24 protein-coding genes and 1 tRNA gene are annotated in these 24223 nt (G+C 47.9%); 17 read left to right on the top strand and 8 right to left on the bottom strand.

The features are described from left to right. Nucleotides 1-277: 277 nt before the first annotated feature. Both QUB63_RS27410 and QUB63_RS27405 read right to left on the bottom strand, forming a co-directional pair. Nucleotides 278-366 (bottom strand) — tRNA-Ser (locus QUB63_RS27410). A 34-nt stretch (nucleotides 367-400) separates the two neighbouring features. Next, complete coding sequence (locus QUB63_RS27405; RefSeq protein WP_332948519.1) at nucleotides 401-1327, bottom strand: TIGR04168 family protein; 927 nt, start codon at nucleotides 1325-1327, stop codon at nucleotides 401-403. Nucleotides 1328-1510: 183 nt separating this feature from the next. On the opposite strand from QUB63_RS27405, the gene nadA reads away from it, so the two are divergent. Next, nucleotides 1511-2479, top strand: coding sequence for a quinolinate synthase NadA (gene nadA / locus QUB63_RS27400; RefSeq protein WP_332948522.1), 969 nt, complete (start codon nucleotides 1511-1513; stop codon nucleotides 2477-2479). Between the two features lie 81 nt (nucleotides 2480-2560). Here nadA and QUB63_RS27395 read toward each other — a convergent pair whose 3' ends face one another. After that, complete coding sequence (locus QUB63_RS27395; RefSeq protein WP_332948518.1) at nucleotides 2561-2695, bottom strand: hypothetical protein; 135 nt, start codon at nucleotides 2693-2695, stop codon at nucleotides 2561-2563. 107 nt (nucleotides 2696-2802) lie between these two features. Here QUB63_RS27395 and QUB63_RS27390 point away from each other — a divergent pair, with 107 nt between their 5' ends. From QUB63_RS27390 to QUB63_RS27340, 11 genes are all read left to right on the top strand, one after another. Then, nucleotides 2803-3420: a TIGR04282 family arsenosugar biosynthesis glycosyltransferase gene (locus QUB63_RS27390; protein WP_332948517.1), complete on the top strand. Its 618-nt coding sequence runs from the start codon at nucleotides 2803-2805 to the stop codon at nucleotides 3418-3420. A 529-nt stretch (nucleotides 3421-3949) separates the two neighbouring features. Beyond that, complete coding sequence (locus tag QUB63_RS27385; RefSeq protein ID WP_332948516.1) at nucleotides 3950-4666, top strand: TIGR04283 family arsenosugar biosynthesis glycosyltransferase; 717 nt, start codon at nucleotides 3950-3952, stop codon at nucleotides 4664-4666. Between the two features lie 113 nt (nucleotides 4667-4779). Beyond that, entirely contained in the window at nucleotides 4780-5289 is a 510-nt protein-coding gene (locus QUB63_RS27380; RefSeq protein WP_332948515.1) for a photosystem I reaction center protein subunit XI, read from the top strand. A gap of 57 nt (nucleotides 5290-5346) precedes the next feature. Then, nucleotides 5347-5463: a photosystem I reaction center subunit VIII gene (locus QUB63_RS27375; protein WP_015174678.1), complete on the top strand. Its 117-nt coding sequence runs from the start codon at nucleotides 5347-5349 to the stop codon at nucleotides 5461-5463. Nucleotides 5464-5803: 340 nt separating this feature from the next. Further along, entirely contained in the window at nucleotides 5804-6358 is a 555-nt protein-coding gene (locus QUB63_RS27370) for a hypothetical protein (protein WP_332948514.1), read from the top strand. A gap of 139 nt (nucleotides 6359-6497) precedes the next feature. Further along, nucleotides 6498-7385, top strand: coding sequence for a hypothetical protein (locus tag QUB63_RS27365; RefSeq protein ID WP_332948513.1), 888 nt, complete (start codon nucleotides 6498-6500; stop codon nucleotides 7383-7385). A 186-nt stretch (nucleotides 7386-7571) separates the two neighbouring features. Next, the gene (locus QUB63_RS27360; protein WP_332948512.1) at nucleotides 7572-8147 is read left to right on the top strand and encodes a DUF2996 domain-containing protein; all 576 of its coding nucleotides are present in this window, start codon (nucleotides 7572-7574) and stop codon (nucleotides 8145-8147) included. Nucleotides 8148-8598: 451 nt separating this feature from the next. Continuing rightward, a complete protein-coding gene (locus QUB63_RS27355) occupies nucleotides 8599-9369 on the top strand; it encodes an RNA polymerase sigma factor (protein WP_332948511.1) in 771 nt (256 codons plus the stop codon). A 264-nt stretch (nucleotides 9370-9633) separates the two neighbouring features. Further along, a complete protein-coding gene (locus tag QUB63_RS27350) occupies nucleotides 9634-10041 on the top strand; it encodes a hypothetical protein (protein WP_332948510.1) in 408 nt (135 codons plus the stop codon). A 431-nt stretch (nucleotides 10042-10472) separates the two neighbouring features. Further along, nucleotides 10473-12068, top strand: coding sequence for a tetratricopeptide repeat protein (locus tag QUB63_RS27345; RefSeq protein ID WP_332948509.1), 1596 nt, complete (start codon nucleotides 10473-10475; stop codon nucleotides 12066-12068). A gap of 134 nt (nucleotides 12069-12202) precedes the next feature. Then, on the top strand, nucleotides 12203-12586 hold the full coding sequence (locus QUB63_RS27340; RefSeq protein WP_332948508.1) for a hypothetical protein: 384 nt from the start codon (nucleotides 12203-12205) through the stop codon (nucleotides 12584-12586). A gap of 584 nt (nucleotides 12587-13170) precedes the next feature. Here the strand turns inward: QUB63_RS27340 and QUB63_RS27335 are convergent. Both QUB63_RS27335 and QUB63_RS27330 read right to left on the bottom strand, forming a co-directional pair. Then, nucleotides 13171-13992: an alpha/beta fold hydrolase gene (locus tag QUB63_RS27335; RefSeq protein WP_332948507.1), complete on the bottom strand. Its 822-nt coding sequence runs from the start codon at nucleotides 13990-13992 to the stop codon at nucleotides 13171-13173. A gap of 289 nt (nucleotides 13993-14281) precedes the next feature. Continuing rightward, complete coding sequence (locus QUB63_RS27330; protein ID WP_332948506.1) at nucleotides 14282-15007, bottom strand: lysophospholipid acyltransferase family protein; 726 nt, start codon at nucleotides 15005-15007, stop codon at nucleotides 14282-14284. A gap of 666 nt (nucleotides 15008-15673) precedes the next feature. Between QUB63_RS27330 and QUB63_RS27325 the strand changes: the two genes are divergently transcribed. The 3 genes from QUB63_RS27325 (at nucleotide 15674) to QUB63_RS27315 (ending at nucleotide 18258) form a co-directional block, all read left to right on the top strand. After that, nucleotides 15674-15988 (top strand): hypothetical protein, encoded by a 315-nt coding sequence (locus QUB63_RS27325; protein ID WP_332948505.1) that lies wholly within the window; start codon nucleotides 15674-15676, stop codon nucleotides 15986-15988. A gap of 129 nt (nucleotides 15989-16117) precedes the next feature. After that, a complete protein-coding gene (locus QUB63_RS27320) occupies nucleotides 16118-17845 on the top strand; it encodes a succinate dehydrogenase/fumarate reductase flavoprotein subunit (RefSeq protein WP_332948504.1) in 1728 nt (575 codons plus the stop codon). Between the two features lie 188 nt (nucleotides 17846-18033). Further along, the gene (locus QUB63_RS27315; RefSeq protein ID WP_332948503.1) at nucleotides 18034-18258 is read left to right on the top strand and encodes a hypothetical protein; all 225 of its coding nucleotides are present in this window, start codon (nucleotides 18034-18036) and stop codon (nucleotides 18256-18258) included. Between the two features lie 198 nt (nucleotides 18259-18456). Here QUB63_RS27315 and QUB63_RS27310 read toward each other — a convergent pair whose 3' ends face one another. Both QUB63_RS27310 and QUB63_RS27305 read right to left on the bottom strand, forming a co-directional pair. Next, nucleotides 18457-19362, bottom strand: coding sequence for a Uma2 family endonuclease (locus tag QUB63_RS27310; protein WP_332948502.1), 906 nt, complete (start codon nucleotides 19360-19362; stop codon nucleotides 18457-18459). A gap of 249 nt (nucleotides 19363-19611) precedes the next feature. Next, nucleotides 19612-20544, bottom strand: coding sequence for a tetratricopeptide repeat protein (locus tag QUB63_RS27305; protein WP_332948501.1), 933 nt, complete (start codon nucleotides 20542-20544; stop codon nucleotides 19612-19614). A 408-nt stretch (nucleotides 20545-20952) separates the two neighbouring features. Between QUB63_RS27305 and QUB63_RS27300 the strand changes: the two genes are divergently transcribed. Continuing rightward, nucleotides 20953-21225, top strand: coding sequence for a hypothetical protein (locus tag QUB63_RS27300; protein ID WP_332948500.1), 273 nt, complete (start codon nucleotides 20953-20955; stop codon nucleotides 21223-21225). Nucleotides 21226-21265: 40 nt separating this feature from the next. Beyond that, on the top strand, nucleotides 21266-22546 hold the full coding sequence (locus QUB63_RS27295) for a hypothetical protein (protein WP_332948499.1): 1281 nt from the start codon (nucleotides 21266-21268) through the stop codon (nucleotides 22544-22546). Between the two features lie 270 nt (nucleotides 22547-22816). On the opposite strand, the gene QUB63_RS27290 is transcribed toward QUB63_RS27295, so the two are convergent. Beyond that, complete coding sequence (locus QUB63_RS27290) at nucleotides 22817-23992, bottom strand: homocysteine biosynthesis protein (protein WP_332948498.1); 1176 nt, start codon at nucleotides 23990-23992, stop codon at nucleotides 22817-22819. Between the last annotated feature and the right edge of the window lie 231 nt (nucleotides 23993-24223).

Genomic DNA, 24223 nt, shown 5'->3' with positions numbered 1-24223 from the left:
TGCCCTACGGCGACGCCGTGCGGGACGGGTACGGTGAACTGTGGTGGAAAGAGGCGATTGACAAGGGTAACGAAAATCTACGCCCCCTGGGGTCACGTGCAGATACTGTGTGGTGTCGCTAGACCGAAATAAATAATGCTCTCCAACTAAGCTAGCACGGCGACTAAAACGACACATATACCAACTTGGTATATATACCACCTTATATACCAAGTTGGTATATGTGTCAACACAGAAGAACTTGTTAATTCGCGAACCTCTTGTCAAACAAGGGATACGGAGAGGGTGGGATTTGAACCCACGGAAACATTTTCGTGCTTCTCTCGATTTCAAGTCGAGCGCATTCGACCACTCTGCCACCTCTCCGGGCGCATCAACTTTATCATACCAGCACTTGGCTCTAACTACAAGCAGTTGCAGATTCAGTCTGTCGGTAAAGAATTTGTTCTCTTTCCACCGCGAATTCCTCGCCCAGCCAAACCAAAGATACTTCCGACACTGCTCCATTTTCTAGCAGGACGATCGAGAAATTCCGCATTTTCGAGCACTCTCTCTCCACAATGCGCGGTACGCTCGCCGCATTCAAATACACCGTACCCCCCGCACTCACCAGCGACTTCCGCAACTCGTGCTTTGTGTGCCGCAGTTTGTGGTGCATATGACCAAAAGTTACCAGAGGTATCCGCTTACCAGAAGCGCGAGTTCGATCGATCGCCTGCGCAAAATCCGGGTCGCCCCAATCCCCTCCCAGCGGCTTCCAATCACGCCCGCAGGGGTCTTCAGGAGCCTCTCCCAGCCCCGTCGGGCCCGTGTGACCCAAAAAAATCACATTTTCGCAGGGAGCATCCGCAGCAGCAAGAGCAATGCGCCTCGCCGACTCCTCAAAACTCTCTACCCCAAACCACTCCGAGTAAAAATCGTTGTACTTCCACTCCGAGCCCCCCCAAGTAAACGGGCGGCTTCCCACCACAGTTATGTCCAATTCGGGAAAATCCCGTTTCCCGTAACCGACGTGGGCTTCTCCCATTAAATCTAACTGCTGTTTGACCCGATTCTCTTGAGTGCGATCGTACGGACACTGACTGCGGCCCCACTCCGTCGCCGTGTACCAAGCGTCGTGGTTCCCAAACACTGCTGCTTTCGGAATGTCCAAAGATGCGATCGCCCGCACCACCTCTATCGACTCATTCCCAAAATCCCCCACAAACAGCACCAAATCAACGCCCAGATGCTTCAGGGCTTCGCCGTCTTCCGGTTCCCACTGATCGTGAACGTCCCCCACCACCGCAATTTTGATAGATTTAGTCTGATTCATTTGATTAGTCATGCGCGATCGATCCCTAGCCCCCTCTTATCAGCATAAGAAACAGCGACCCATTTTTGCACTCTCCCCCAGCCAATTTTAGATTTTAGATTGGTTCCACCCAACTGCCCGCCGTTTTTGGTGAATTCAACTATAATTCAAAATACACTTGAGTCCAGCCGCCACCTTTCCCGGAATATTCTAACTGTGTTTACCACCGCACCTGCTCAAAACTTGACCCAAACCAGACTGCCCGACGACTTGTTTGCAGCAATTAACGCCCTCAAACAAGAGTTAAACGCCGTCATTCTCGCCCACTATTACCAAGACTCCGAGATTCAAGACATCGCAGACTTCATTGGCGACTCCCTCGAACTTGCCCGCAAAGCCGCCAACACCAAGGCTTCGGTCATAGTTTTTGCCGGAGTTCATTTCATGGCAGAAACCGCCAAAATTCTCAATCCCGACAAATTAGTATTATTGCCAGACTTAAATGCAGGTTGCTCGCTCGCCGACAGTTGCCCTCCCGAAGCCTTTGCAGCTTTCAAAGCCGATCGCCCACAGCATTTAGTAATTTCCTACATTAACTGTACCGCCCAAATTAAGGCAATGAGCGACATAATTTGTACCAGCTCCAACGCCGTCAAAATTGTCAATCAAATTCCCAAAGACAAGCCGATAATTTTTGGGCCCGATCGCAATCTCGGTCGCTACGTCATGGAACAAAGCGGCAGACACATGGAAATCTGGCAAGGAGCCTGCATCGTCCACGAAAACTTCTCAGAAAAAAAGATAGTTCAACTCAAAATCGAAAATCCCGAAGCCGAAATAATCGCCCACCCAGAATGCGAACCTCCCGTACTTCGCCACGCCAATTACATCGGCTCCACCACCGCTTTGCTCAAATATTCTCAATCCAGCTCCCGCCAAGCTTTTATTGTCGCGACTGAACCGGGAATCATTCACCAAATGCAAAAGCAAACACCTCACAAACGCTTCATTCCCGCTCCTGGCAACAATAATACTTGTGCTTGCAACGAATGCCCGCACATGAGATTAAATACTTTGGAAAAATTGTATCTAGCCCTGAAAAATCAAACCCCCGAAATTACTATGTCCCAAGACCTGCAAATAGCAGCCTTGCAACCGATCCAGCGGATGCTAGAAATGAGCTAACAGCCAATCACTAAATGTCAGTTAACATATTGTAGGGTGGGTTGGGCGCGGCGATTAACTTAAGTCACCAATAAACAAATCTTAAACCGCCGCGCCCAACCACCAACATTCATCAGCAATCCGTGCATCAGTTCTGCACTCTTTGTCTTCTCTTCCCCTGCAATAGACGAGCAATTGCAAAACTCTAAAAATATCTTGAAAGGCATCTGCGTTCATCGTCGGTTGCATCTGCCTTCGATCTGCGGTCGCTCTATCAATCAAAAAATTATGCCATTGCTCGTCTAATGAAAGCGGTTCATTCCTTTAAAAATCAGGAGCGATAAATGATTCCAGAAAAACTGATTGTTTTCACTCGCTATCCTCAAGCGGGAACAACCAAAACTCGACTAATTCCCGTGCTGGGAAAAGCAGGCGCTGCCAACCTTCACCGCTTGATGGCCCAAAGGACGATCGCCCGCGCTCTCTCTCTCCAAAAAGCGGGCCGATTATCAGTTGAAATTCACCACACAGGCGGCAGCCAGGAACTGATGCAAGAGTGGTTGGGAACAGATATTATTTATCAAAATCAAATAGACGGCGATTTGGGCGCAAGAATGACAGCAGCGTTTCAACAATCTTTTAATTCAGGGGTTGACAAAGCTGCAATTATCGGGACTGATTGTCCCGATCTGACAGCAGAAATCATGGCACAAGCTTTTGACAAACTGAGCCAGCACGATTTAGTTTTGGGCCCGGCAAAAGACGGAGGTTATTATCTGATCGGGCTGCGGCGATCGATACCGGAATTGTTTCGCGGGATTAACTGGGGAACCAGTGAAGTATTTGCTTCTGTGCGGGCGATCGCCCAAAACCTCAACCTCAATATTGCTTATCTTCCCACTCTTGCAGATATCGATCTACCGGAGGACTTGCTCGGTTTAGATATTAATATTCTGAAATAACTAAACTATATTTAAACGAGTTAATTCATTAGTAGTTATCATCTATTTTTGATAAAAAACACTTGATTGTGAAACCACAACGTCATAATATAGTAATTGTATTTGTCTAACCAAATGCAGCGGTTAGACAGCGCTTGCGACAATAGTCGCAAGCGCGAGAAAAAGCCAAAAATTAGCAGTTCAATTAGCCGCCAAAGAATGACGCTTCGGAAGGTTTTTGATTTCCGATCGTAGAATCAGGGTTTGAGGGCGAGCTGATAAAAGCAAGTAATGCTTGCGAGGCAGACTATCGGCATTGGTGAAAATAAAGGGTTTCAGACTAAGACCTCAAAACGCTCTTCGGGGCGATCGCACTCACGACCTCAGAAACCCGGTTTCTTCCTTCTATTTCTCGTTCCTCGTCGCAAAACTCAGAGAAACCGGGTTTCTATCCCCCATACCGGGGCCATGAAACTGTCGCTACGTGTTGAAATAACAGATAAGCTTTCTACAAAACCCGCTCTCTCTCTCAAGCGGTGCTTAATTCTGTATGCCGCCAGAAAATCCCAATCTCAAAATCTCCATTATCATTCCAGTCTTAAACGAAGCACCTACAATTGCCTCAGTCATCTCCACTGCCCGAAATGCCCAAAATGTGGAAATAATTGTCGCCGACGGCGGCAGCAGCGACTGTACCGCAGATCTAGCAAAATCTTTGGGCGTCCGAGTTATCTCCACCGCCCCAGGCCGCGCTGCCCAAATGAATGCAGGTGCGACCTGGGCTACTGGAGATATCCTGCTGTTTCTCCACGCAGACACTCTTTTGCCTCCAGGCTACGACTCTAGCGCGCGTCTGGCACTAGCTAAGCCGTCCGCCGTAGGGGGGGCCTTTGAACTTAAGATTGACGCCCGCGGGCACAGTCTGCGGCTGGTAGAAATAGGGGTAAACTGGCGATCGAACTTTCTGCAAATGCCCTACGGCGACCAAGCCATTTTCCTCTATTCAGCTACCTTTGACAAAATCGGCGGTTTTCCCGACTTGCCCGTTATGGAAGACTTTGAATTTGTGCGCCGGTTGAAAAAACAAGGCCGCATCGCCATAGTACCCCAGCCAGTCCTCACATCCGCCCGCCGCTGGCAGCAGCTTGGGGTACTCAAAACCACCGCCATCAATCAAATAGTAATCATCGCTTATTTCCTGGGAGTGTCGCCCGATCGACTCGCTTTCTGGTATAAGAGGCAAAAGAAAAATTCTTCCAAAAACTAAAGAATAGTGAACTTTTCTAAAGCTCGCCGTTAATTATGTAAATAGGAAACACGTCCCTGCGTAAAATATGACTTGAACGCCTCAACTTTTTAAACTGCGAGGACAAACAGAATATGGCCGATCCCAGAGATGCAGAGCTTATTAAACCCTTTAACGGCGACCCCTTCACGGGTCATCTAGCCACCCCCATCAGTGCTTCTGATTTCACAAAAGCATTCATCGGCAACCTGCCCGCCTACCGCAAAGGACTCTCGCCCCTAGTTCGAGGTCTGGAAATTGGCTTGGCACACGGCTATTTCCTTGTCGGCCCCCAAATCGTCTTCGGACCCCTGCGGGATTATCCAGAAGCAGCTAATCTCGGCGGATTATATACAGCCCTCGTCTTAGTTCTGCTCGGCACACTAGGGATGTCTGCTTACGGTTGGGTCTCTTTCAAACAAGACAATACCAGCTACCCGAGCGCTAATCCCATGACCCCCGATGCCCTCAGAAATGCTGAAGGGTGGAGCCAGTTTACCGCTGGTTTCTTCATTGGCGGGATGGGCGGCGTCTTTGTTGCCTACTTCTTACTCGAAAACTTTAAGGGCATCGATGCCATTTTCCGGGGTTTAGTCAACAATTAGACTCCACTCTCACATATCCCTGTTGGAATGCACTAACTTTAGTTTGGAGAATTTGATATGACAGGTTCCTACGCTGCTTCTTTCTTGCCTTGGATTTTGATTCCGGTTATTACATGGCTGATGCCGGTTGTGGTAATGGGTTTGTTGTTTATCTACATTGAAAGCGACGCCTGAGCTTTACGCGCAGAGCAAGACCTAAGTTGGAAGACTGACAGACAACTGCTCTGAAACCTCTCTCATAAATCTAGGGAAAATCAGAAAAAATTGTTTTGAGATTGCTGGTAATTAGGAAATTTGGTTTCTTTACCCCAACCCCCAGACTCGACTGTGTGGAGCAATCCTTCTGTCTTCTTCCATCTGAATTCGCGATCGCAAAAAATCCTCTGCCCGCACGGCAGAGGATTTTTTTACTCATATTTTTTTACCGCAGGCACAAATCACCCGATCGGACAAGACAAATTGCGAAATCCTGAGCCATAATTGCGATCGGAAACCTACTCATGAGGAGACAGCGATGCAATTTCCCCCCGCACGCCGAATCTTAGCTCCATTCCTGATCTCGGTACTGCTGCTCGTGACTTCCTGCGGTCAGAATCAGCCCCCCTCTCGCTGGGACAAAGCCCAGGAGGAAAGCACCCAAAAACCTGCTAAAGCCAAGCAGACAACTGCTGACAAATCAACTGCTAGTAATCAAAACCTGCCCAAGAAGGCAGTTGCAGGCGGCAAGTTAAATAAATACTTCCCGTCGTCTGGCGGCGGATTCGATCGCGTCTTCGCTCAAGAAAAATCCGGTTTTGCTGAAGCTAAGCTGAACAAAGACGGTAAAAATGTCGCGGTGCTCTCGATTAGCGACATCGCCGGCAACCCCTCAGCAGGTACAAAATTCCAGCAAAGTACCAAGCAAATTGGCGGCTATCCCGCCATTAATCAGGGTGCTAACATCACTGCTGTTTTAGTGGGAAATCGCTATCAGGTGAAAGTTCAATCCCGCAATCCCTCTTTTACCGCTAGCGATCGCGAAGCTTGGCTCTCAAAATTTAACCTCGGCGGCCTCGCCCGCGTCAAGTAGCAGTGTCTCTTGTCAAACTTTGCGCCCGACTCGGGTCTGGCGCTATCACAACTTGCGTCTGCCACAATGAGATTGTGAAGTTTTTGCCATCTGCCAAAAGTAATACCTTTGATTCCCGTTCAACCATAAGGAGTTTTTTGTGAGCAAAACAGTCTTTGAATTAGTCGATACACTGCCTAAAGACAACATGACTGTCAAAGCCTTACGAGCTCTTGACTTTGTAGTTCCCGGCGAGTGGAACAATTTAGTTGGCTTTGAAAATACCATTCGCACCGTTACTGGCGAAACAGACGAAGATTTGATCCAGCAAATTGGCGATCGCGCCATCTACCTCTACAACGATAAATCAGAGGGCTACCAGCGCGCTCTCTGGCTCTACCAAACCATCGACAGTGCCTCTAGCGCCCTCGGTACCGCAGCCCTCGCCAACAAAGTCGCCCAAAATGTCCCGTTTTTGTCCGTGCTGGGGAATCTCACCCCCAAGCCCGAAAAAGCTCAAACGATCGACCTTTCTTTGAAATTAGTCACCGAGTTGCTCGCTTTTTGCCAAATTAACGGCATTCCCGGCGACAGCATCGGCGATTTTGCCGCATCTCTCGGCGACTACGGCGGCGAATCCCTGATGCGGATGGCTGCTTTGGTTTGTTTCGACGGTTTGATTCCCCTGGGCCCAGACTTTATCATGGCTACTCAGTCCTGGATTCAAAAGCTCTCCCCCCAAGATTTGCAAGATAATCAGGCGTTTAAGTCGATCGGCGGCATGATTCCAGGCGGATCTCCGGCTGGCCAACTAGGCTTTATCGGCGAAAGCTTTAACTCGGTTTCCGGCTGGATGAGCTCTTTTGTGAGCGATCGAGGTTTGACTCCCCAAAACGTACTAGGCCACTTGCAGAATTTTGTGGATATTTCCGCCGATAAGGTGGACTACGTGGGCGCTTTCCTCGACATGACTACCAATTACTACGAACACACCGGCGTTCAAACTCTCGCCCGCCGTTTGATTGAACGAGCTGTCGCTGAGATTTAAAATAACCGCAGGAGTTGTGATGTTTGCGGGCCGATCGCCCCCAAGCGAGTGTTTTGAGTTCAATTTTTATTGAAGGAGCAATTCTTTAAGGTGGGTTTTCGATAAAATGTGTGTGCGATCGAGAAAGTCGATCGCCCGCAGCTCAACTCATAACTCCTTACCGAACACTTTTAACAGGAAGCGTTAATGTCAGAAGAACCGAAAAATCCTACCGCTGGCGAATCCGAAACTCCCAGTGCGTCGATCGAGCACGCCCCGAGTTCCGACACGCCCGAGACAACCGACTTTCCCAGCACTGACAAGCCTCAAGCCGCTGCTAAAAAGCCCGCAGCCAAGGCCGCTGAAGGCGATAAGCCCCCAGCTAAAGCAAAAAAGGAAAAAGCACCTGCTGTTGAAGACAAGCCCTTTGCCGAATTTATTCAACAAGATTATTTGCCCGCCTTGCAAACTGCTTTGACTAAGCAGGGTGTTAAGGATTTAGAGGTGAGTTTGGCCAAGCAAAAACTCCCCGTTGCTGGGATGAGTTCCGCCGGCGATTGCTGGCAGGTAATTGGTAAATTCCAAGAAGGTCAGCGCCAATTTAACTTGTATTTTCCTCAAGAAAATATTCAAAGTCAAAGAGCCTTTTCCTGCGCTGAAAATAATACCAAAACCAGCACTTTAGAGCCTTTTTTGATAGACGAGCGCAAGGTTACTCTAGACCTCATGGTGTTTGGCGTAGTCCAGCGGCTTAACGCTCAAAAATGGCTCAATCTTAATTAACCGGAGTTCGGGATAAGAAAAGGAGGAGCCGTGTAAGCTGAAATACAGCGTATTCCAGGTTGGTGAATTTTAGGGACAGGGCAATGCCCAAAGCCGTGTCAACTTAACGTCAAACTCAGTCACAGAATGCTGTTTGACTATTAAATCTAGAGCCCCCTAGCCCCCCAACCCCCCCGCCCCCCCCAAGGGGGGAGTGAAGAGGGGGGACAATAACTTACTCAAAGTCAACCCCTACTCCCCTTCTTAAGGGGGATTTAGGGGGATCTGGACAGGGGTAAAAACGAGATTAATCAAGGCTTTCAGGCGATTGTTGACACCTATGGGCTCTTGGAATATCCCTACGGGGAAGCTCACGATAGGCGGGTGTACTTCATAAATGTGGAATCTGCTGTAAATGTAAATGGAAAGCAATAGCCATAGAACTCAGAAAATCAGGTCATCTTCTCAATCAGTGGCTCCATCAATCCTGTGGGATGAAACTGAAGATAAAAATACAATTTTTTGGCAAGAATGGCAGGCGCATCAAGATTATCTTTCCCCTTGCTGTCTCAAGTGGATGAACTCAAACCCAATTGATGCCGAAGAAGTATTGAGTCAGGCAATGCTTAAAGCCTGGACAGAATGGCAAAACTATGGAAGTAAAATTAAATGTCCTAAAGCTTGGTTAACTCAAATTGTCCATAACTTCTGCATGGATTTGCATCGAAAACGCAAACGAGATGCACTAATAATTAAAAACATAGACGAGATTAAACTTGAAGATTATCCAGCACTTTATTCTAACTTAGGATTTACTGAACCTAATCTTATAGACCTGGAATTGCAGGCATATATCTACCACAAAATTGACTCCTTGCCTCCCAGACTCCGCGAGACTTTTATCTTATACCACTACCAAAATAAATCTTATCAAGATATTGCCAAGCTCTTTCTATGCTCTGAAGAAAACGTCCGCAAATGCGTGAGCAAAGCCTGCCGAATTCTGCAAAGGCATTTAACCAAATATCTGGCCGGTGAAGATGATACTCCTCTAAATTCTTCCTCGCCCGCCTTAAAATTGGTAATTCCTTGGCCAGAAAAGTCTCAACCCCAATGCAATTGGGAATCACTAATTCCCCCAAAAAGCCAGGATGAAGAAATTAGCTATCAAGTCACCGTACTATGTCTGGAAACTTTACCCCATCATTCCTACATCTCTACTACTCTTCCAGTCTGGAGATGAAAGTGCGTTGAGTCAGCCGTTTATCCCGCCTGTGGGGAAGTTGAGACGATATTGCAGCGGCTCAACGGTAAGAGGAGCAAGGGTTTTAGGGGTTGAGGGGAGATTTTTGGAGAGAAAATTTGCCTGTAACTCGAAAAATTCCCAAAATGGGTTTGGAAAACGTCTAATAAATAAGCGGTCAGAGAAAACCGCTTAGAGTCCATGTATTAGTTACATCTTTCTTAACAAAAAATGAGTACATCCCGCAAAATCCAGATCGCACTCGTGGCAAGTCTGCTGTGGTCATCTACATCCATAAGCAGTTTTGCTGCTACCAACTCGATTACCTCTGAAAAGTTTCAGTCAGACACTGTGAAAGTTCCTGTGGAAAGTATTCCATCTAGGCAGTTAAATTTAACACCAGATACTTATTTAATTGCTGGTCAGTTCAGGGATATGCTGAGTAGAGTACCTGGGGGATATGACACGTTCAAAGCATTTGACGAGATATGGAAGAATCCAGCAGACAGGAAGAAAAGATTATTTGATTACTGCAACACTCAAAAAGCGTTATCAGTTAAGCTATGTTTTAGAATGCTAACAGTTTGGGCAGACGATACAGGGGAATCTGCCAACCGTAAGGACTCCGATGAGCTAAACAATATATTTGATGAAGCAAGAAAAGTACCATGAGCTAAACAATATATTTAGAGAAGCAATAAAATTACCAATTTAGTGCTGCTCCATTTCAGTGTTCAAAAACTTGAAAAAAAAGCGATCTGGCCCACTCGACGAAGGGCGCGATCGCTTTTTTTTCGGAGTGCGTAGGCAACGCCCGTCGTAGATATCGCTTTTTGTTTACGAGAGAGCCATTGATTGACGTGTTCACATTGATTTTCCTTGATAATAATTAATCTTTTTTAGCTTGTTCAGTTTGAGTAACTAAGGCATAATCTGATCGACGTAAATTCTTCTATTTCCCCTTATCTATAGCCCAATACGGAATACGGTTCAGTTAAGCCCGATCCCCCCGAATTCTTGCCCCCTACTCGGGGATGCGAGGGGGATCTCCGAGGAATAAACAGTTTTAACTGAACCGTATTGATCTATAGCCCGTCTAAATTATGTCTGGACACTTTGCCACATCATTGGTGCAGTTCTGCCAATCCTCTGGGCTGGAGATGAATGTTCACCTGTTCTTAGAAGAAAAGCCAACTAGACAAAAGCAGAAATTGAGCAGTTTAAGTAAGTATGTTCAGAAATATCCCCAAGGATGGAAAAAAAGGTTAGAACTAGCTAATTTGCTTTACCAGATGGGAGACTGGCAACAAGCGGTTGCCGAATATCATCAAGTGATTGAGCGACAACCGCAATTAATGGGTGTGCGGCTGCAACTAGGGAAACTATGGCAGCTAATGAAACGAGAAAAAGAGGCAATAGAAGTCTATGAAAAAGCCTTGTCGTGTTCCGAAAACGAAGCGACTCAGCATCATATCAAGGGATTGATTGCAGTTTGTCGGGGGGAGAGTGACCAAGCAATTATTGCCTTTAATTTAGCAACTCATTTAGAACCTGAAAAAGTTGTTCACCGGCTGGCTTTGGCACAGGTGCATCAGCAGATAGAAAATCATCTTGGCGTGCTCAGTGCTGTGGAGCAAATTTTGGCAATCAACCCAGATGATGTTGTGGCGTTGATTTACAGCCATGATGCGAATCTGGCGGTGGGGGAGATGAGCGCAGCAACAGAGCAGTTGAGCAAGCTTATAGCTCTATTTCCCAATGATTTTAGGGTACTGCAACGACAAATTGAGCAACGTCTTCAGATGAGATTAGTTTCTGGTAAAGAAGGGAAACTGACGAAAAAGATGATTACCTCTTTACTGCTACAAACTCCTCATGGGGCTGAGGCTCACAATTCTCTGGGCTATTATCACATCTTCCGAGGCGATTGGCGGCAAGGTGTGGAGGTGTTAGCAGAGTTTACCGCCCAACACCCCAATCATCCTTATGGTTGGTATTACTATGGCCAGTGCTTATACGACACGGGAGAATATCAAAAAGCAGCACAGATGATGGCGAATGCTTATCAACTGTATCCCGATGATTGTGCAATTTATCAGGCATTGTGTGAAATTTTACCGGCTGCCAAACGCTGGGAAGAATTGCGTTTTGTGGTAGAACAGATGCTGAAACGATTTCCTCAACGTTGGAGTGTGTGGGCGACTGCGGGGCGGGTGTTGGTGGAACATTTCAAAGAGATTGAACGAGGATGTAAAGTTTCTGTTCAGGCGACGAAACTTCAGCCGCAGTTAGCTGATGCTTGGTTTCGTCATGGGCGGGTGTTGGCTTTGGCTCTTAAACATCAACAAGCGGTGGAGGCGTTGGAGAAAGGATGGAAATTGTTACCAGCCGGAATTTCTCTGCAATTCGTGCCGGTGGCGCTGTGGCTGGCGGAGAGTTACCAGGTGCTGGGGGATGTTGGGGCGAGTCAGCGATGGTGGAAAGTTGCCGGTGAGGGATGTCAGGAATTGAGAGCGTTTAACGGGGCTATGGCTGACTACTGGTTAGGGAGAGCCTTGGTGGGGTTGAAGGATCGGTTGGGAGCGGTACAGGCTTATGAAAGTGCTTTGAGTCAGCAGTTGTTGTATCCGGCTCGCGGGGAGGTTGAGAAGAGTTTGCTGCGGTTGAAGGGTAAGAAGGGGAAGGGTTCTAGGAGTTGAGGGTGGATTTTTGGGGAGAAAATAATGCTTGTAACTCGAAAAATTACCAAATTGGGGTGGGGAAACGTCTAATAAAGTAGTGGGAAGAAAAAACTACTAATCAACGTAAATTTCAACAAACGAGGTATTGTCGTATGAGTATTGTCAAAAAACTACCAGCGGTTTTAATTGCTGCCGTTGGCATCTCTTTTGGTTTCGTTGGTACAGCCTTAGCAGAAACGATTTTATTAGGAGAGAAGACTCTCGGTCCTCAAGAGACATTGGACGTAAGGCCAAAAGATATGAGGAATACAACGCTTTGCTTCCAGACAACTGATAACTTAGTGGGTAACCTAAAATTGCTTTATATCACCGACAGGGAAGGCGGAATAGACGTAAAAATAGAAGATTTACAGGCTAGCGCTAAAGAACAATGTATATCCAAAAGAATGGGTATATATCCGGCAAGGGTAATAAATATGCAAAGAAATAGGCCTGAGTTTAGTCGATCTGTTCGTGTACGTGCGACGCAGGAATAAAGAATTACGTCAGGAAGCGCACATCTAAAGGCATAGGCTTGAAAAAGTCAGAATCTGACCAGACTAAGTATGTTTCACGAGTAGTAAAGCAGGGTGGATTTATTGTCAGAGGATAAGTAGGTAGGCGCAAATAAACCTTGCTGTGTAACCGAATGTAAAGCTGCTAGAACCGTAAGCAATTGCGACGTTTAACGAACAATGACATACTTATGTATTTTCCCACTCATCTACTTAAATGTATCATAGTATTTGCGATCGGGTCAGACCCGATCGCAAATACTATCCTAACTCGGTGTATCGCTAATGAACTTAATTGAAGCTATTATTGCAGTTCCTGACCATCGACATCCAAGAGGTATTAAGTAGGTAGGCGCAAAGAAACCTCGCTATGTAACGGAATGTAAAGCTGCCAGAACCATTGCGATTGCTTCGTTTCACTTCGTTTCATGCAGCTATGACATACTTATGTATTTTCCCACTCATCTACTTAATTGCTAATTGCTGATGCCGATAAGATTGTTTTTCGGAGATGCCCAATGCCCAATCCCTCCGCTTCGCTCCGCCCAATGCCCAATGACTATTGACTATTGACTGCTGACTAATGACCGATTTTCTTCGGATTTTGTCAAAAAATTGCGAGCTTGCATAATCTCGTAAAGGTTAACATCTGTTTCTAACAAACAAGCATGACCGCTGTTAGCCAGCATCACCATTTCAGCATTGGGAATTACCTTGACTAAAAGCTTCCCTTCTGCCATAGAAGGCAGCAGCCGATCGGCACCGCTAGCAATTACTAAGGTCGGCTGTTTGATGCCGCGCAACTGATTTTCATCCACATTGAACGATCGCACTAAGGCCAATCTCCACACAGACGTGTTTTGCGGTACCGCTTGCATCGCTTCTAGCAAAGCTCGCCGATCGTCGCGCCCAATCTTTCCTAATGATGCTAATATCGGCAACAGACCGATTACCGACAGCGGATAAAGGTTCGCCGGCAGCCACTGAGTCAGGTGAGAACCCCACTGCACCCAAGGCTGCTGTCGGAATGAAGAAGCAGGATTAACTAAAATTAGTCGATCGCACAATTGAGGAGCTTCTAAAACAGTTTTCATCGCTAAACAGCCCCCAAATGACTCGCCGCACAGATAAACCGGCCGCTTCGGCTTTCCGGCTTGCTTTTCTGCTTCAATTAAGGCAATTGTTTCCTTAACCAGTACCTCCCAGCTAGCCATGTCGTCGGCCGGTATAGCTAAGCAGCGAATGTCGAAATGCGGAGCTAATTTAGGAATTTGCGATCGCAGCAGCAAACCTCCCCCGTCCATACCGGGCAGAAATACAAATAAAGGGCGATCGGCCTTCGGCGGTTTCGGGCTGAGAAAACGAACCTTGTTGTTAGCAGTTGGCATGATTAAAATCAGAAATTAAATTGTATGAACTCTATAAGTCTGCGATTGCTGCAAAGAAAACGGGATAATCAGAGAGCCAGAGCAATCAATTAAGACATCAGACGAATCGGGAACCTTGAACCGGAAAGCGACTGAGAATCAGGCGAGGACTGCGACATTAGAAAAATGCAAGCCCAAATCTAAAATTTCTTCACGCTTGACGAATTCCTTCTTCCCTCTTCCTTCTTCCTTCTTCCTTCTTCCTTCTTCCCTCTTCCTTCTTCCTTCTTCCTTCTTCCTTCTTCCTTCTTTACAAACACCCTCGATCGAGTAATTGTGCAATTTCTCCCTGACAGTGTTCTGTAAGTTCAGCCACAACTGCTTTGGCTTTTTTGCCTCGATACTGCTGCTGTCTATCGACTGTAATCCAGTAAGGGCGGCCGATTAAAACATTAACTCGCTGATAAACTATCACAGGATGCCACCCCGCCCGATCGAACAAAGGTTCGGAAGGATCGAACAAACTCAACAACTTCAGCGGTAAACCCGATGGTACCGACAGTTCTTGCATCGAAGCAATCGCCACCGGCAACACCGCCAAATCCCGCACCGGCGCCCGCAAAGCCAAATGAGCAAATCCCCGCTGAAACTTCCCCATAGTATTCGGTTGAGTAAAGTTCACCATCGGTTCTGCACCCTCAGGAAACACCCCCACCATCTCCCCAGTTTGCAGCAGCGCCGTGGCTTGAGAGAAAAAATGCTGCTGTCTGTGCTCCGGTGCTTCTAACGGAAAAGCCCCGAAAGTCGTGACAATTTCCCGAATCACCGGAACTTGACCCATGTAATGATGACACGCAAACCGGATCGATCGATCCAAAGCCGCCGTCAGCACCACAGGATCTAAGAAACTGCGGTGATTGCTCACCACCAGCACCGGACTCTCTCGGGGAATCCGGTGCTGGTGGTGCACAAACATCTGCGTTCCCAAACCAGCCAGGAAACAGCGCGAAATCAGCAATTTGCTCTCTGAAGACATGGGCGAAAAGACAGGTGCGACACTATAAACGTTGATTCCATCCCCATGCAGCTTAACATTACTTTACCAAGTCGGGGCTCAGCCAAAAAGTATACTTTCCCCTTGGGCATTTCTGTCGTAGTCCTGCACCCACTCCTAGGTCATCACCTTGGTTTTTTGCCAAAATACAAAGGTTACAGCCCGCCAAAACACTAAAAAACCCGGTTTCTTTGTCGGAGTGGGTAAGTCTCGTTTCGTAGTCCTGCACGCACGGGGGGTCAGAAACCGGGTTTTTGCGAAAAGACTCGTTACAGGCGCCAAAATAGTAAAAAACCCGGTTTCTTTGTCGGAGTGCGTAAGTCTTGTTTCGGCAAGATTTCCGAGTCAGAAGTAAAATTTTATAAAGTCTTGTTGCAAACTTCTATAAAAATGTTTAAAACAACGGCAAAACCAAGTTGCAGCAGCTAAAATTATAAACTCACAGTCGGCATTGACCCGCCCCAAAATGGGTACCGTGCCCCCCCCACTTAAGTCGGAGAGATTCCAAAATTTTAGACGAAAGTTCAAGCTCCCAGATCCATCTGTTGCGGAGTAAATCTAAAATCTAAAATCTAAAATCTAAAATCGACTGACGCACTGTCAAAGTATTTTTCGACAAGTCGTAATAGCAATCTCCCGAGGCATCAAATGAATAACATCCAAAACTATCGCCTTAAATGTACCCTCACCTTTGGCGACATTTACGGTCAAATCATTGTTTGGCTGATAGTCATCTTCCTGAGTCTAGCGTCGGCACTGGCCCTGTGGAGCAGCGCCCGCCAAATCTACGCCTTGGCTACCGTCGGCTTGATTTTAGTGCTGTCTCTGCCATTCTTGCTGTTTGCTTTCGTGACAACTCTGCTCAATAACATTGAAGTGCTTTCTGTAGACCCCGCCACCGAAGATCAACCTTCTGCAACGGGAAATCAGTCCAATCAGAGGTCTGTCGAAACCGTCGGCTAGTCCAATTTGAAATTTTAGACTTTGATTTTCGATTCCAATCAAAAGTTAAAAAACTTCCCGATCTTTTGGTAGGAAGTTTTTTTTTGCGTCACGATAAGTTGAGCAGAACACTCACAATAATTCAAAAAAATGCTAGAACACGACGTAATCATTGTAGGCGGCGGTTTAGCAGGTTGCCGCGCGGCTGTAGAAATTGCCCGGACTGACCCGAGTTTAAAGGTAGCTGTCGTCGCCAAAACTCACCCGATTCGATCGCACTCCGTCGCAGCCCAAGGCGGCATGGCCTCCAGCCTCCAAAATGTCGATCCAGATGACAGTTGGAAAGCCCACGCCTTCGACACAGTAAAAGGTTCAGACTATTTAGCCGACCAAGACGCCGTAGAAATCCTCACCCGCGAAGCACCCGGTGTCATCATCGATTTAGAGCACATGGGAGTCCTCTTCTCGCGCCTTCCAGACGGCAGAATTGCCCAGCGCGCTTTCGGCGGACATTCCCACCGCCGCACCTGCTACGCCGCCGACAAAACCGGCCACGCCATCCTGCACGAATTAGTCAGCAATCTCCGCCGTTACGGAGTTCACATCTATCAGGAGTGGTATGTCACCCGCCTGATTTTGGAAGCAGGTCAAGCCAAGGGCGTAGTTATGTACCGCCTGTTAGACGGCGAAATTGCTGTCGTGCGCGCGAAGGCGGTGATGTTTGCTACGGGGGGTTACGGTCGGGTTTACAACACCACCTCGAACGATTACGCCTCGACTGGAGACGGTTTGGCGATGGCGGCGATGGCTGGATTGCCCCTGGAAGATATGGAGTTTGTGCAGTTTCACCCGACGGGTTTGTATCCCGTGGGAGTGTTGATTTCGGAGGCTGTGCGGGGCGAAGGTGCTTATTTGATTAATTCCGAGGGCGATCGATTTATGGCGAATTATGCCCCGTCGCGGATGGAATTAGCGCCCAGAGATATTACATCGCGATCGATTTCCTTAGAAATTCGCGCAGGTCGCGGCATAAATCTCGATGGTAGTGCTGGCGGCCCATTTGTCTACCTCGATTTGCGGCATATGGGACGCGAAAAAATCATGAGCAAAATACCTTTTGCTTGGGAAGAAGCCCACCGCTTATTAGGAATTGATTCTGTAAATCAGCCGATGCCCGTGCGTCCGACAGTACACTATTCAATGGGCGGAATTCCCACTAATACAGGCGGACAAGTTCGCAGCAGTGCTGACAGTTTAGTAGACGGTTTCTTTGCCGCCGGCGAAGCAGCTTGCGTGTCAGTTCACGGCGCAAACCGTTTGGGCAGCAATTCGCTCTTAGAATGCGTAGTTTACGGCAAAGTTACTGGCGCAACCATAGCACAATTCGTGCAAAATCGCAAGTTGCCCGCATTAGACGAACAGCGTTACATCCAGGAAACCCAAGAGCAAATTCAAGCACTTGTAGACCGTCCCGGACAATACCGAATCAATCAAGTGCGGCAAAAGTTCCAAGATACGATGACTGAGTATTGCGGAGTATTTCGCAGCGCCGAATTGATGCAGGAAGGTTTGCATAAATTGGAGGAATTGGAAAAACAATATCAAGAAGTTTACTTGGACGACAAGGGTAAATCTTGGAATACCGAAATTGTGGAAGCTTTGGAATTGCGGAGTTTGATCGTTGTCGGGAAAATGATTTTAACTTCGGCTTTGAACCGACAGGAAAGTCGGGGAGCTCATTCGCGGGAAGATTTTACCGATCGCGATGATGAGAAGTTTTTGAAGCATACGCTGGCGTATTATTCGCCTGCGGGGATTGATTTGGCTTATATGCCGGTGGCGATTACGATGTTTGAGCCGCAGGAGAGAAAGTATTAATTTGTAGGGTGCGTCAGCCCTCACTAAATTTCGTTTCTTACATAATTACCAAATGGCTGACGCACCCTACTTACTTTTGACAGTCATCTCTGGGATTCTCGACATCACAAGTGAAAAATGCTAGCAGAGGATAATTATTGCTAAAACAAATAAAAAATATCGTGGTTCTAAGTAGCTCAAAATAATATATGAGTAAAGCGACAAAGACATCTCAATTCCAGCAAGCTCTTGAAGCGGTAGAAGTTTTCTCACTAGAAAATCGAGCCATGCTTCTAGATATTCTTCAGAATCGTCTGCCACAACAGCGACACTATGAATTGCTCAAGGAAGTGGCAGAAGTTCGTCAAGAGTCTGCTGAAGGCAATGTTAAATTTGGGTCGGTAGCTGATTTTATGGCGGAGTTAGATGATTAATAAAAATTGGTTGGACTCCCAAATCTATTCGTTCTTTCATAGTCCTGGACGCACGAGTGGTCAGAAACCGGGTTTTTTTACCAAAATCCTGAGTTGTAACCCGCAAATTAGATAAAAAATCCGGTTTCTTTGGTATTGATGCGTCCAGGACTGTTTCAAAAAGTTAGTTCGTAAAAATCCTCAGCTTCGCCCTTTAATTTAAGCGACCGCAACTTCCTCCACGGATAAACCCAACGCCTCCGCCACCTGTTCGGCACTCAAACCCATTCCCAACAACCGGGGAATTGCATCCCTTCTTGCCTGAAATTCAGCTTGTCGTGCTTCCTCAGCTTGCTGTCTTGCTTGTTCTGCACTCTCGGCAATTTCCCGCTGTTCCCTCGCAATCTCTCTCTCCAATTCGGCTCTTTCATCGCCGATCGACAGCAAATTACCTTCCTCATCCCACCAGCGCAGCCACAGCATGGTTTGATTTTGATAACTTCCTTGCCAAAGTCCCAATTCTACGCCTAAAAGTACAATAGGAAAATGACCCCGCTCGTTAAGTTCTAACAGCCGATAATACCCGTCAATCAACCGATAAACTTCTAGCCTGCCGCTGTTAATTTCGTAGATGCCGTAATAGGGAATTCGCATCACCTGTTCGTAAACCCAAAACTTTCCGGGTTTCGTTACCACCCCTTCCTCAGTGCGCGACAAAGGAGTACGTGAAGCGAAGCTATCCCGAAGGGAATCGCGCTCTTCATCGCCATTCCCGCTCGCAAATTCCAAGGCAATTAACGGTGCTATGTGTTCCCGCCACAGCACGTAGGAACGGCGAATTTCACCGTCTAAATGGGGAGGTACATTGGGAACATAAAACCAATCAGGAGCTTCTGCGCCTTTTTCTGCTGGATCGGTTTCTCGCCAGTAAATGCCGCAGTCTTGACCGATCGCATATTGTCCGTCAGGATGCCGCTGCTGCAAAATCAGACCGATCGAATCAGTTAAAATTAAACTTTGCGGGTGCTCCTGGAAATTTTTTACAAAAGTACCATTTGACTCTGGTAATTGAGTGCGATCGGGAAAAGCAGGAGGTAGAACAATGCGGTCAACGCTTTGGGTCATAATTCCCTCCGATATCTTGCTTAATTCATCATATCATCTCTGCTCGAACGATCGCAATTAAATAGGATCGAGCGTGAGGACTTCAGTCCGCATAAAATTCAGAGGACTAAAGTCCTCACTACTAACCTTCTAATTGTTATTTTTTCGGATACTATCTAATCGGTAATTGGGAATAAAACAATAATTTTCGAGTTTTAAGTTAAAAACTATTTAACTTAAAACTCAAAAGTCTTTCACTCAAAACTTTCCTTAAGGTTTCGGTAACGCACCTTCGGGACTAGGAGAAGCAGCGGATTCTGGACTAGGAGAAGCAGCCGATTCTGGACTCGCTTTCTGTGCAGGAGCAGGCGAAGGAGTGCCGCTAGCTAACTGATTAATTTGGTCTTTATAGTTAGGAGGAGCTAACTCAGTAGCTTTATCAAACAGCGTTTTTGCCTCGTCAGTTTTGCCCTGTTCCTTCAGGACGATCGCATGAGCTAAAGTCGGGCGAAAATCTTTCGGATTCGCCTTAGCCGATTCGTCGTAAATCGCGATCGCCTCTGGGTAGCGCTTCTGCACAGCATAAACCTGGCCCAAAATCAACTGCACCGAAGTTACATCAATACTTCCCGGTTTCGCCTGATTCTGCGCCGGAGCAGCCTTCAGCGTATCTTGCAGCAGTCCGATCGCAGCTTCGGGCCGCTGCTGCACCAACAGCAAATTCACCAACCCCTGCAAAGCCTTAATTTCCCCAGGCTTAGACGCTAAAATTGACCTGTAAGCCTGAGCGGCCCCTTCGCGATCGGCCGTGCGTTCCTTAGCCTGAGCCAGCAAAATCCCGTATTCCGTAGTTTCAGGATTCAGCTTGGCCAACTTTTCCAAAGGTGGGATCGCATCCTTAATTTCCCCCACTCCTTGTCCGATCAACTCCAGCCGCACCTGCAAAAGTCCCCGCAGAGCCGTTACATTGTCAGGTTCCCGCTGCAAAACCAATTCGTACCCCCTCACCTGATCTTGCAGCAACTGCGATTGCTTGTCGCTAGATGCCGCCGTCTGAGTTGGCGTTGGAGTCGATCGACTTTGCGCTTGGCTCCCCTTGAGAATACTGTCCAAAATTGGAACCAGAGAAAATCCCACAAAAGCGATGAGCGCAAGCACCACCACCACACTAATCAACCCGCGACGCTTGTTTGTTTTTTCCATAATTCAACTATTCCCAACTTAAAATCTACTATTTTCTAAGAATTAAGGCATCGCCAGGGGGCGTCTGCGATTTAACCAGATCCATGCAACCATAAAAGTTCTTAACTTCAAAGTCCCAATTGACAAACCTGTCTTTTGCTTGCAGCTAATATGGTAACAGACCCGCAACTCCACGCTAGCCAAACAATTTTGGACACTCATACCCGCAGCCCCAAAGACTGCGGTTGGCGTCCAATGAGAGTTTGGTCGAGCTAAAAATTACCAAAAAGATGGCGGATCGGCCCGCTAGGTAATTGGATTAAGTAAAATAGGCAAGCTACTCCAGAGAGATTGGAATGGCGCTTTGGGGATTTTCCTCAAAGCATTGCGAGATATTGCCGGGTTGGATGCTCAGGTATTCAGCACGCTATGTCGGGATATATCCTAGATTGTCCGGGCTTGAAGTATCTGAATATCCTAAATGCTATTAGCCAGCAACGCCAGCTTTTGGCCGATCGACCCGAGCCTGGGGTTAGCAACTCTCAAACTCTTTGCCAGCAAGGATTAGAGCAGCCAGCCCACCCCCGAGCCCTCGTAGCGAAGTTGAAAGTTGGCGTTGACGGGTCAAAACCAAACTTTCCGGCGCAAGCCCCAAGTCTGGTGCTAGTAGTTTTTAAAGCAGTTTCTTCAATTTATTCCTAATTTCCCTCAAGGGATGTGTCTCCGCTGCAAGGAGTTTTTTATGAACCCCTCTCCGAACCGGTCTTCCAAATCGTCCAAATCTACTTCAGCTCGCAAGGCTCAGCCCAGCGAGCCCGCCGTGAATCAGCCCGCAGTTACAGCCTCCGTGCCCGAGACACCAGACGAAAGTCCCCTGTCTTCCCCGCCGGCTCCACCTGTTGACTTCGATCGACCACCAGCGCCAACGGACGCCCCAGCGCCAACGGACGCCCCAGCGCCAACGGACGCCCCAGCGCCAAAGGATACGCTGCAACGCCCGCGCTACAGTTCTGTCCTCGATAAGGACAAAACAAAGCCAAAACACACGCCCAGCGATGCTCCTGCACTCTCGGAGCAAGCTGCGCCTGCTCCAGGGGCCAGTAACACTCCAGCCATTGCAGTCGCACCGCCCCCAACCCCCAAGCCTGCCACTAACGAAAGTCAGGCCGATGATGACATACCCTCCGTCATGCGCCAACATCCCATTCCCCCTCCCAGCGAACCCAGACAGTACCGAGCTGTTGGTTTGGTGCGGGGCCGCTACACCCAATCGGAAGAGCAATTCACCCGGGGTATGCTGATAGCAGCCGACGGAACTGCCATCGATGCAGTTTTGCTGGGTAGAGTTATGAGTTTAGTCAAAAATCACCTGGATCTGGAACAAGAACACCTGTGGGTGGTCTATCCCCGCACCAGGCAAGAAGATGGCAACTTGCACGCCCAGATTATGGGTGTTTGGGAGCCGGAAACCCTCAAGAAATCTCCCGAACCGTCCTCTGACGAGGAAAATCAGGAAGCAGGGGAGATTGAGCAGGGCGGCGAAGCCTCTACCGCATCTTTAGCGCCCTCGGAAGCTGATGTTGAAGATGGCTATTTTTCGATTCGAGGCGAGGTGATTTATCAACAATCGCAAGATGAAGAAAAGTATGTCATCGTCAAAATCAAGCAAGCTCCCCGCAAGAATGACGACAAGATGAAGTTTTTTAAGTTGAAACTCAAGGGGGATTTAGGAACAAAGGCGATCGGCTTTTTTTGGGATTTCCACGTCAAATTAAAAGCTGACAGTCTGATGATTGAGCAGGCTAACAACATTGGCGCCCTGCCGATTAAGAAACGGAAATTCCCCCCAGGAAGCGGCAAGCCCGGTGGCGGCTACAAAGGAGGGGGAAGCAAGCGTCCCTTTACTCCTAGGCCCAGCGGTGACGGTTCTCGTATAGAACGTCCTAACATCAAGTCCGCAGCAGCACCACCGCCTGTCCCCAAGGAACCTCTTCCTAAGCCGGTTAAGAAGCCTAAGCCCTAGGAATAAGGCAATTTGAGATTTGGGATTTGGGATTTGGGATTTGGGATTTGGGATTTTAGGTGAGTGCGTCAGTTTTGGATGCGTGCAGTTATTTACCAGAATTTTTCAATCGAAAATCTAGAATCCTGGACGAACTCGCGAAGATCCCAAACCGGGTTTCTTGACCAAAACTATCGCTTTCAGGCAAAGCCGGCGACAAGAAACCCGGTTTCTCAGACCTTGTGCGTCCACAAATAATCTAAAATCGAAAAATGGAAAATCTAAAATTGTTTATTCGAGCCTGACTTGGGCGCCCCACAAATCTTGCGGGAGAAATACTCTGTCGGTGGGTAGGGGAGTAACTGGGGCCGTGAGAGTAAATTGACCAGCTTCAATTTGCAGCTTCAATTGTGCTGCTACTTGGCGCGAGAGAAACATACTCGCAAGAGGGGCGGCCCGCACTGGTTTGCCCTCGATGAGAATGCGACCTGTTTTTAATTGAGCATAGCTGACTAAACCGAATGTGGGACGCACGCGCCGGGGGATAGAGAAATCTACCACCGGCGCGACTATTTTTTTGTCTGAGACTGCGCAGTTGGCGACGACTCTTTCGTTTAAGACGGGAAAGGGAATGCCGACTCCCAGCATCAGTGATGGGCCGTAGTTTTTGAAGTAGCAGCCGCGCACCCATTTGGAGTTCATCTGTTTGGCGTCGCCGATGAGTGCGAGGGTGGCGGCGGGGCCGATGGGGGTGCGGTTGGGCTGCCGTTTTTGCAGCGGGAAGTGCTGGGTTCCTTCCCAGGTGATGTAGCCCTGAGCGCCTCCTAGGAAGATGCGGGTGCCGATGCCGATGATTTCGAGGTCGGGGTCGTTGAGCAGGGGTGACATGGCTCCAAGGCTCGAATAGACGGCGTTGCCGAGGTTCGGTTGCAGGGGGCCGAGGTAGGTGAACAGCGGGCGATCGCCCCCGTTGACTCCTACAATAAAGTTTTGATAGGCGTTCCGGGGATTGAATAAATAAAACTGGTTGATGGTATCGCGGGTAATCGTGGTTTCAAAGGAGGCGCGGGGGTAGCAGTCTGTAACTTGCCCCAGCGCCCGCAACTGCACGGGTTTGCCGGCGATTAAGTCTTCGATGACCTGTCCGCCGCCCCGTTCCCGGGATTCTTCGCCGTCTTCGGCTACTTGGGTGGCTCCCAAGTACAGGTCTACGGCGCCGAAGCCGGAGTAGGCTAAAACGCCGTCCAGCCAGCACTGCCGGATTTTGATCGGGGGGTCGGTATGGCCGAGATTGATGATGGCGCCGGAGGATTCCATCGGCTCGAAGGTGCCTGCGGTAATCACATCGACTTCTTTTGCGGCTTGGGTAATGCTGGTTTCTTGAACTCTAGTTTTGAGTTCTTCGATTGTCCAGACTGTGGCTTTGCCTTGGCTGATTTTATCGTTGATTTCGTCGATCGATCTCATAAGACTATTTTAGATTTTAGTTTTTAGATTTTAGATTTTAGTTGGGTGGAATGGCTCGGGTAAATGCAGTTTTGGCGATCGGTCTAGATTTAAAATGAAAGGAAGACATTATAACGGATCTGATAATATCATAATAAGACTGAGGCTAAAAAACCCGGTTTCTACGAAAATCTTGGGTTCGACCGCGATAAATATGGTCAGAAACCGGGTTGATGACGATGATTGCATAAG

Origin of the sequence: Microcoleus sp. ARI1-B5, from assembly GCF_036705795.1 — a bacterium.
In the GTDB taxonomy this organism is placed as follows: domain Bacteria; phylum Cyanobacteriota; class Cyanobacteriia; order Cyanobacteriales; family Microcoleaceae; genus Microcoleus.
This window is presented reverse-complemented; position numbering and strand designations above follow the sequence as displayed.

Bases quoted from the DNA above. Each gene is read 5' to 3' on its own strand.
- QUB63_RS27405 (WP_332948519.1), bottom strand. From the start codon at position 1,327: ATGACTAATCAAATGAATCAGACTAAATCTATCAAAATTGCGGTGGTG.
- QUB63_RS27395 (WP_332948518.1), bottom strand. From the start codon at position 2,695: ATGAACGCAGATGCCTTTCAAGATATTTTTAGAGTTTTGCAATTGCTC.
- QUB63_RS27390 (WP_332948517.1), top strand. From the start codon at position 2,803: ATGATTCCAGAAAAACTGATTGTTTTCACTCGCTATCCTCAAGCGGGA.
- QUB63_RS27385 (WP_332948516.1), top strand. From the start codon at position 3,950: ATGCCGCCAGAAAATCCCAATCTCAAAATCTCCATTATCATTCCAGTC.
- QUB63_RS27380 (WP_332948515.1), top strand. From the start codon at position 4,780: ATGGCCGATCCCAGAGATGCAGAGCTTATTAAACCCTTTAACGGCGAC.
- QUB63_RS27375 (WP_015174678.1), top strand. From the start codon at position 5,347: ATGACAGGTTCCTACGCTGCTTCTTTCTTGCCTTGGATTTTGATTCCG.
- QUB63_RS27370 (WP_332948514.1), top strand. From the start codon at position 5,804: ATGCAATTTCCCCCCGCACGCCGAATCTTAGCTCCATTCCTGATCTCG.
- QUB63_RS27360 (WP_332948512.1), top strand. From the start codon at position 7,572: ATGTCAGAAGAACCGAAAAATCCTACCGCTGGCGAATCCGAAACTCCC.
- QUB63_RS27345 (WP_332948509.1), top strand. From the start codon at position 10,473: ATGTCTGGACACTTTGCCACATCATTGGTGCAGTTCTGCCAATCCTCT.
- QUB63_RS27340 (WP_332948508.1), top strand. From the start codon at position 12,203: ATGAGTATTGTCAAAAAACTACCAGCGGTTTTAATTGCTGCCGTTGGC.
- QUB63_RS27335 (WP_332948507.1), bottom strand. From the start codon at position 13,992: ATGCCAACTGCTAACAACAAGGTTCGTTTTCTCAGCCCGAAACCGCCG.
- QUB63_RS27330 (WP_332948506.1), bottom strand. From the start codon at position 15,007: ATGTCTTCAGAGAGCAAATTGCTGATTTCGCGCTGTTTCCTGGCTGGT.
- QUB63_RS27325 (WP_332948505.1), top strand. From the start codon at position 15,674: ATGAATAACATCCAAAACTATCGCCTTAAATGTACCCTCACCTTTGGC.
- QUB63_RS27320 (WP_332948504.1), top strand. From the start codon at position 16,118: ATGCTAGAACACGACGTAATCATTGTAGGCGGCGGTTTAGCAGGTTGC.
- QUB63_RS27315 (WP_332948503.1), top strand. From the start codon at position 18,034: ATGAGTAAAGCGACAAAGACATCTCAATTCCAGCAAGCTCTTGAAGCG.
- QUB63_RS27310 (WP_332948502.1), bottom strand. From the start codon at position 19,362: ATGACCCAAAGCGTTGACCGCATTGTTCTACCTCCTGCTTTTCCCGAT.
- QUB63_RS27305 (WP_332948501.1), bottom strand. From the start codon at position 20,544: ATGGAAAAAACAAACAAGCGTCGCGGGTTGATTAGTGTGGTGGTGGTG.
- QUB63_RS27300 (WP_332948500.1), top strand. From the start codon at position 20,953: ATGTCGGGATATATCCTAGATTGTCCGGGCTTGAAGTATCTGAATATC.
- QUB63_RS27295 (WP_332948499.1), top strand. From the start codon at position 21,266: ATGAACCCCTCTCCGAACCGGTCTTCCAAATCGTCCAAATCTACTTCA.
- QUB63_RS27290 (WP_332948498.1), bottom strand. From the start codon at position 23,992: ATGAGATCGATCGACGAAATCAACGATAAAATCAGCCAAGGCAAAGCC.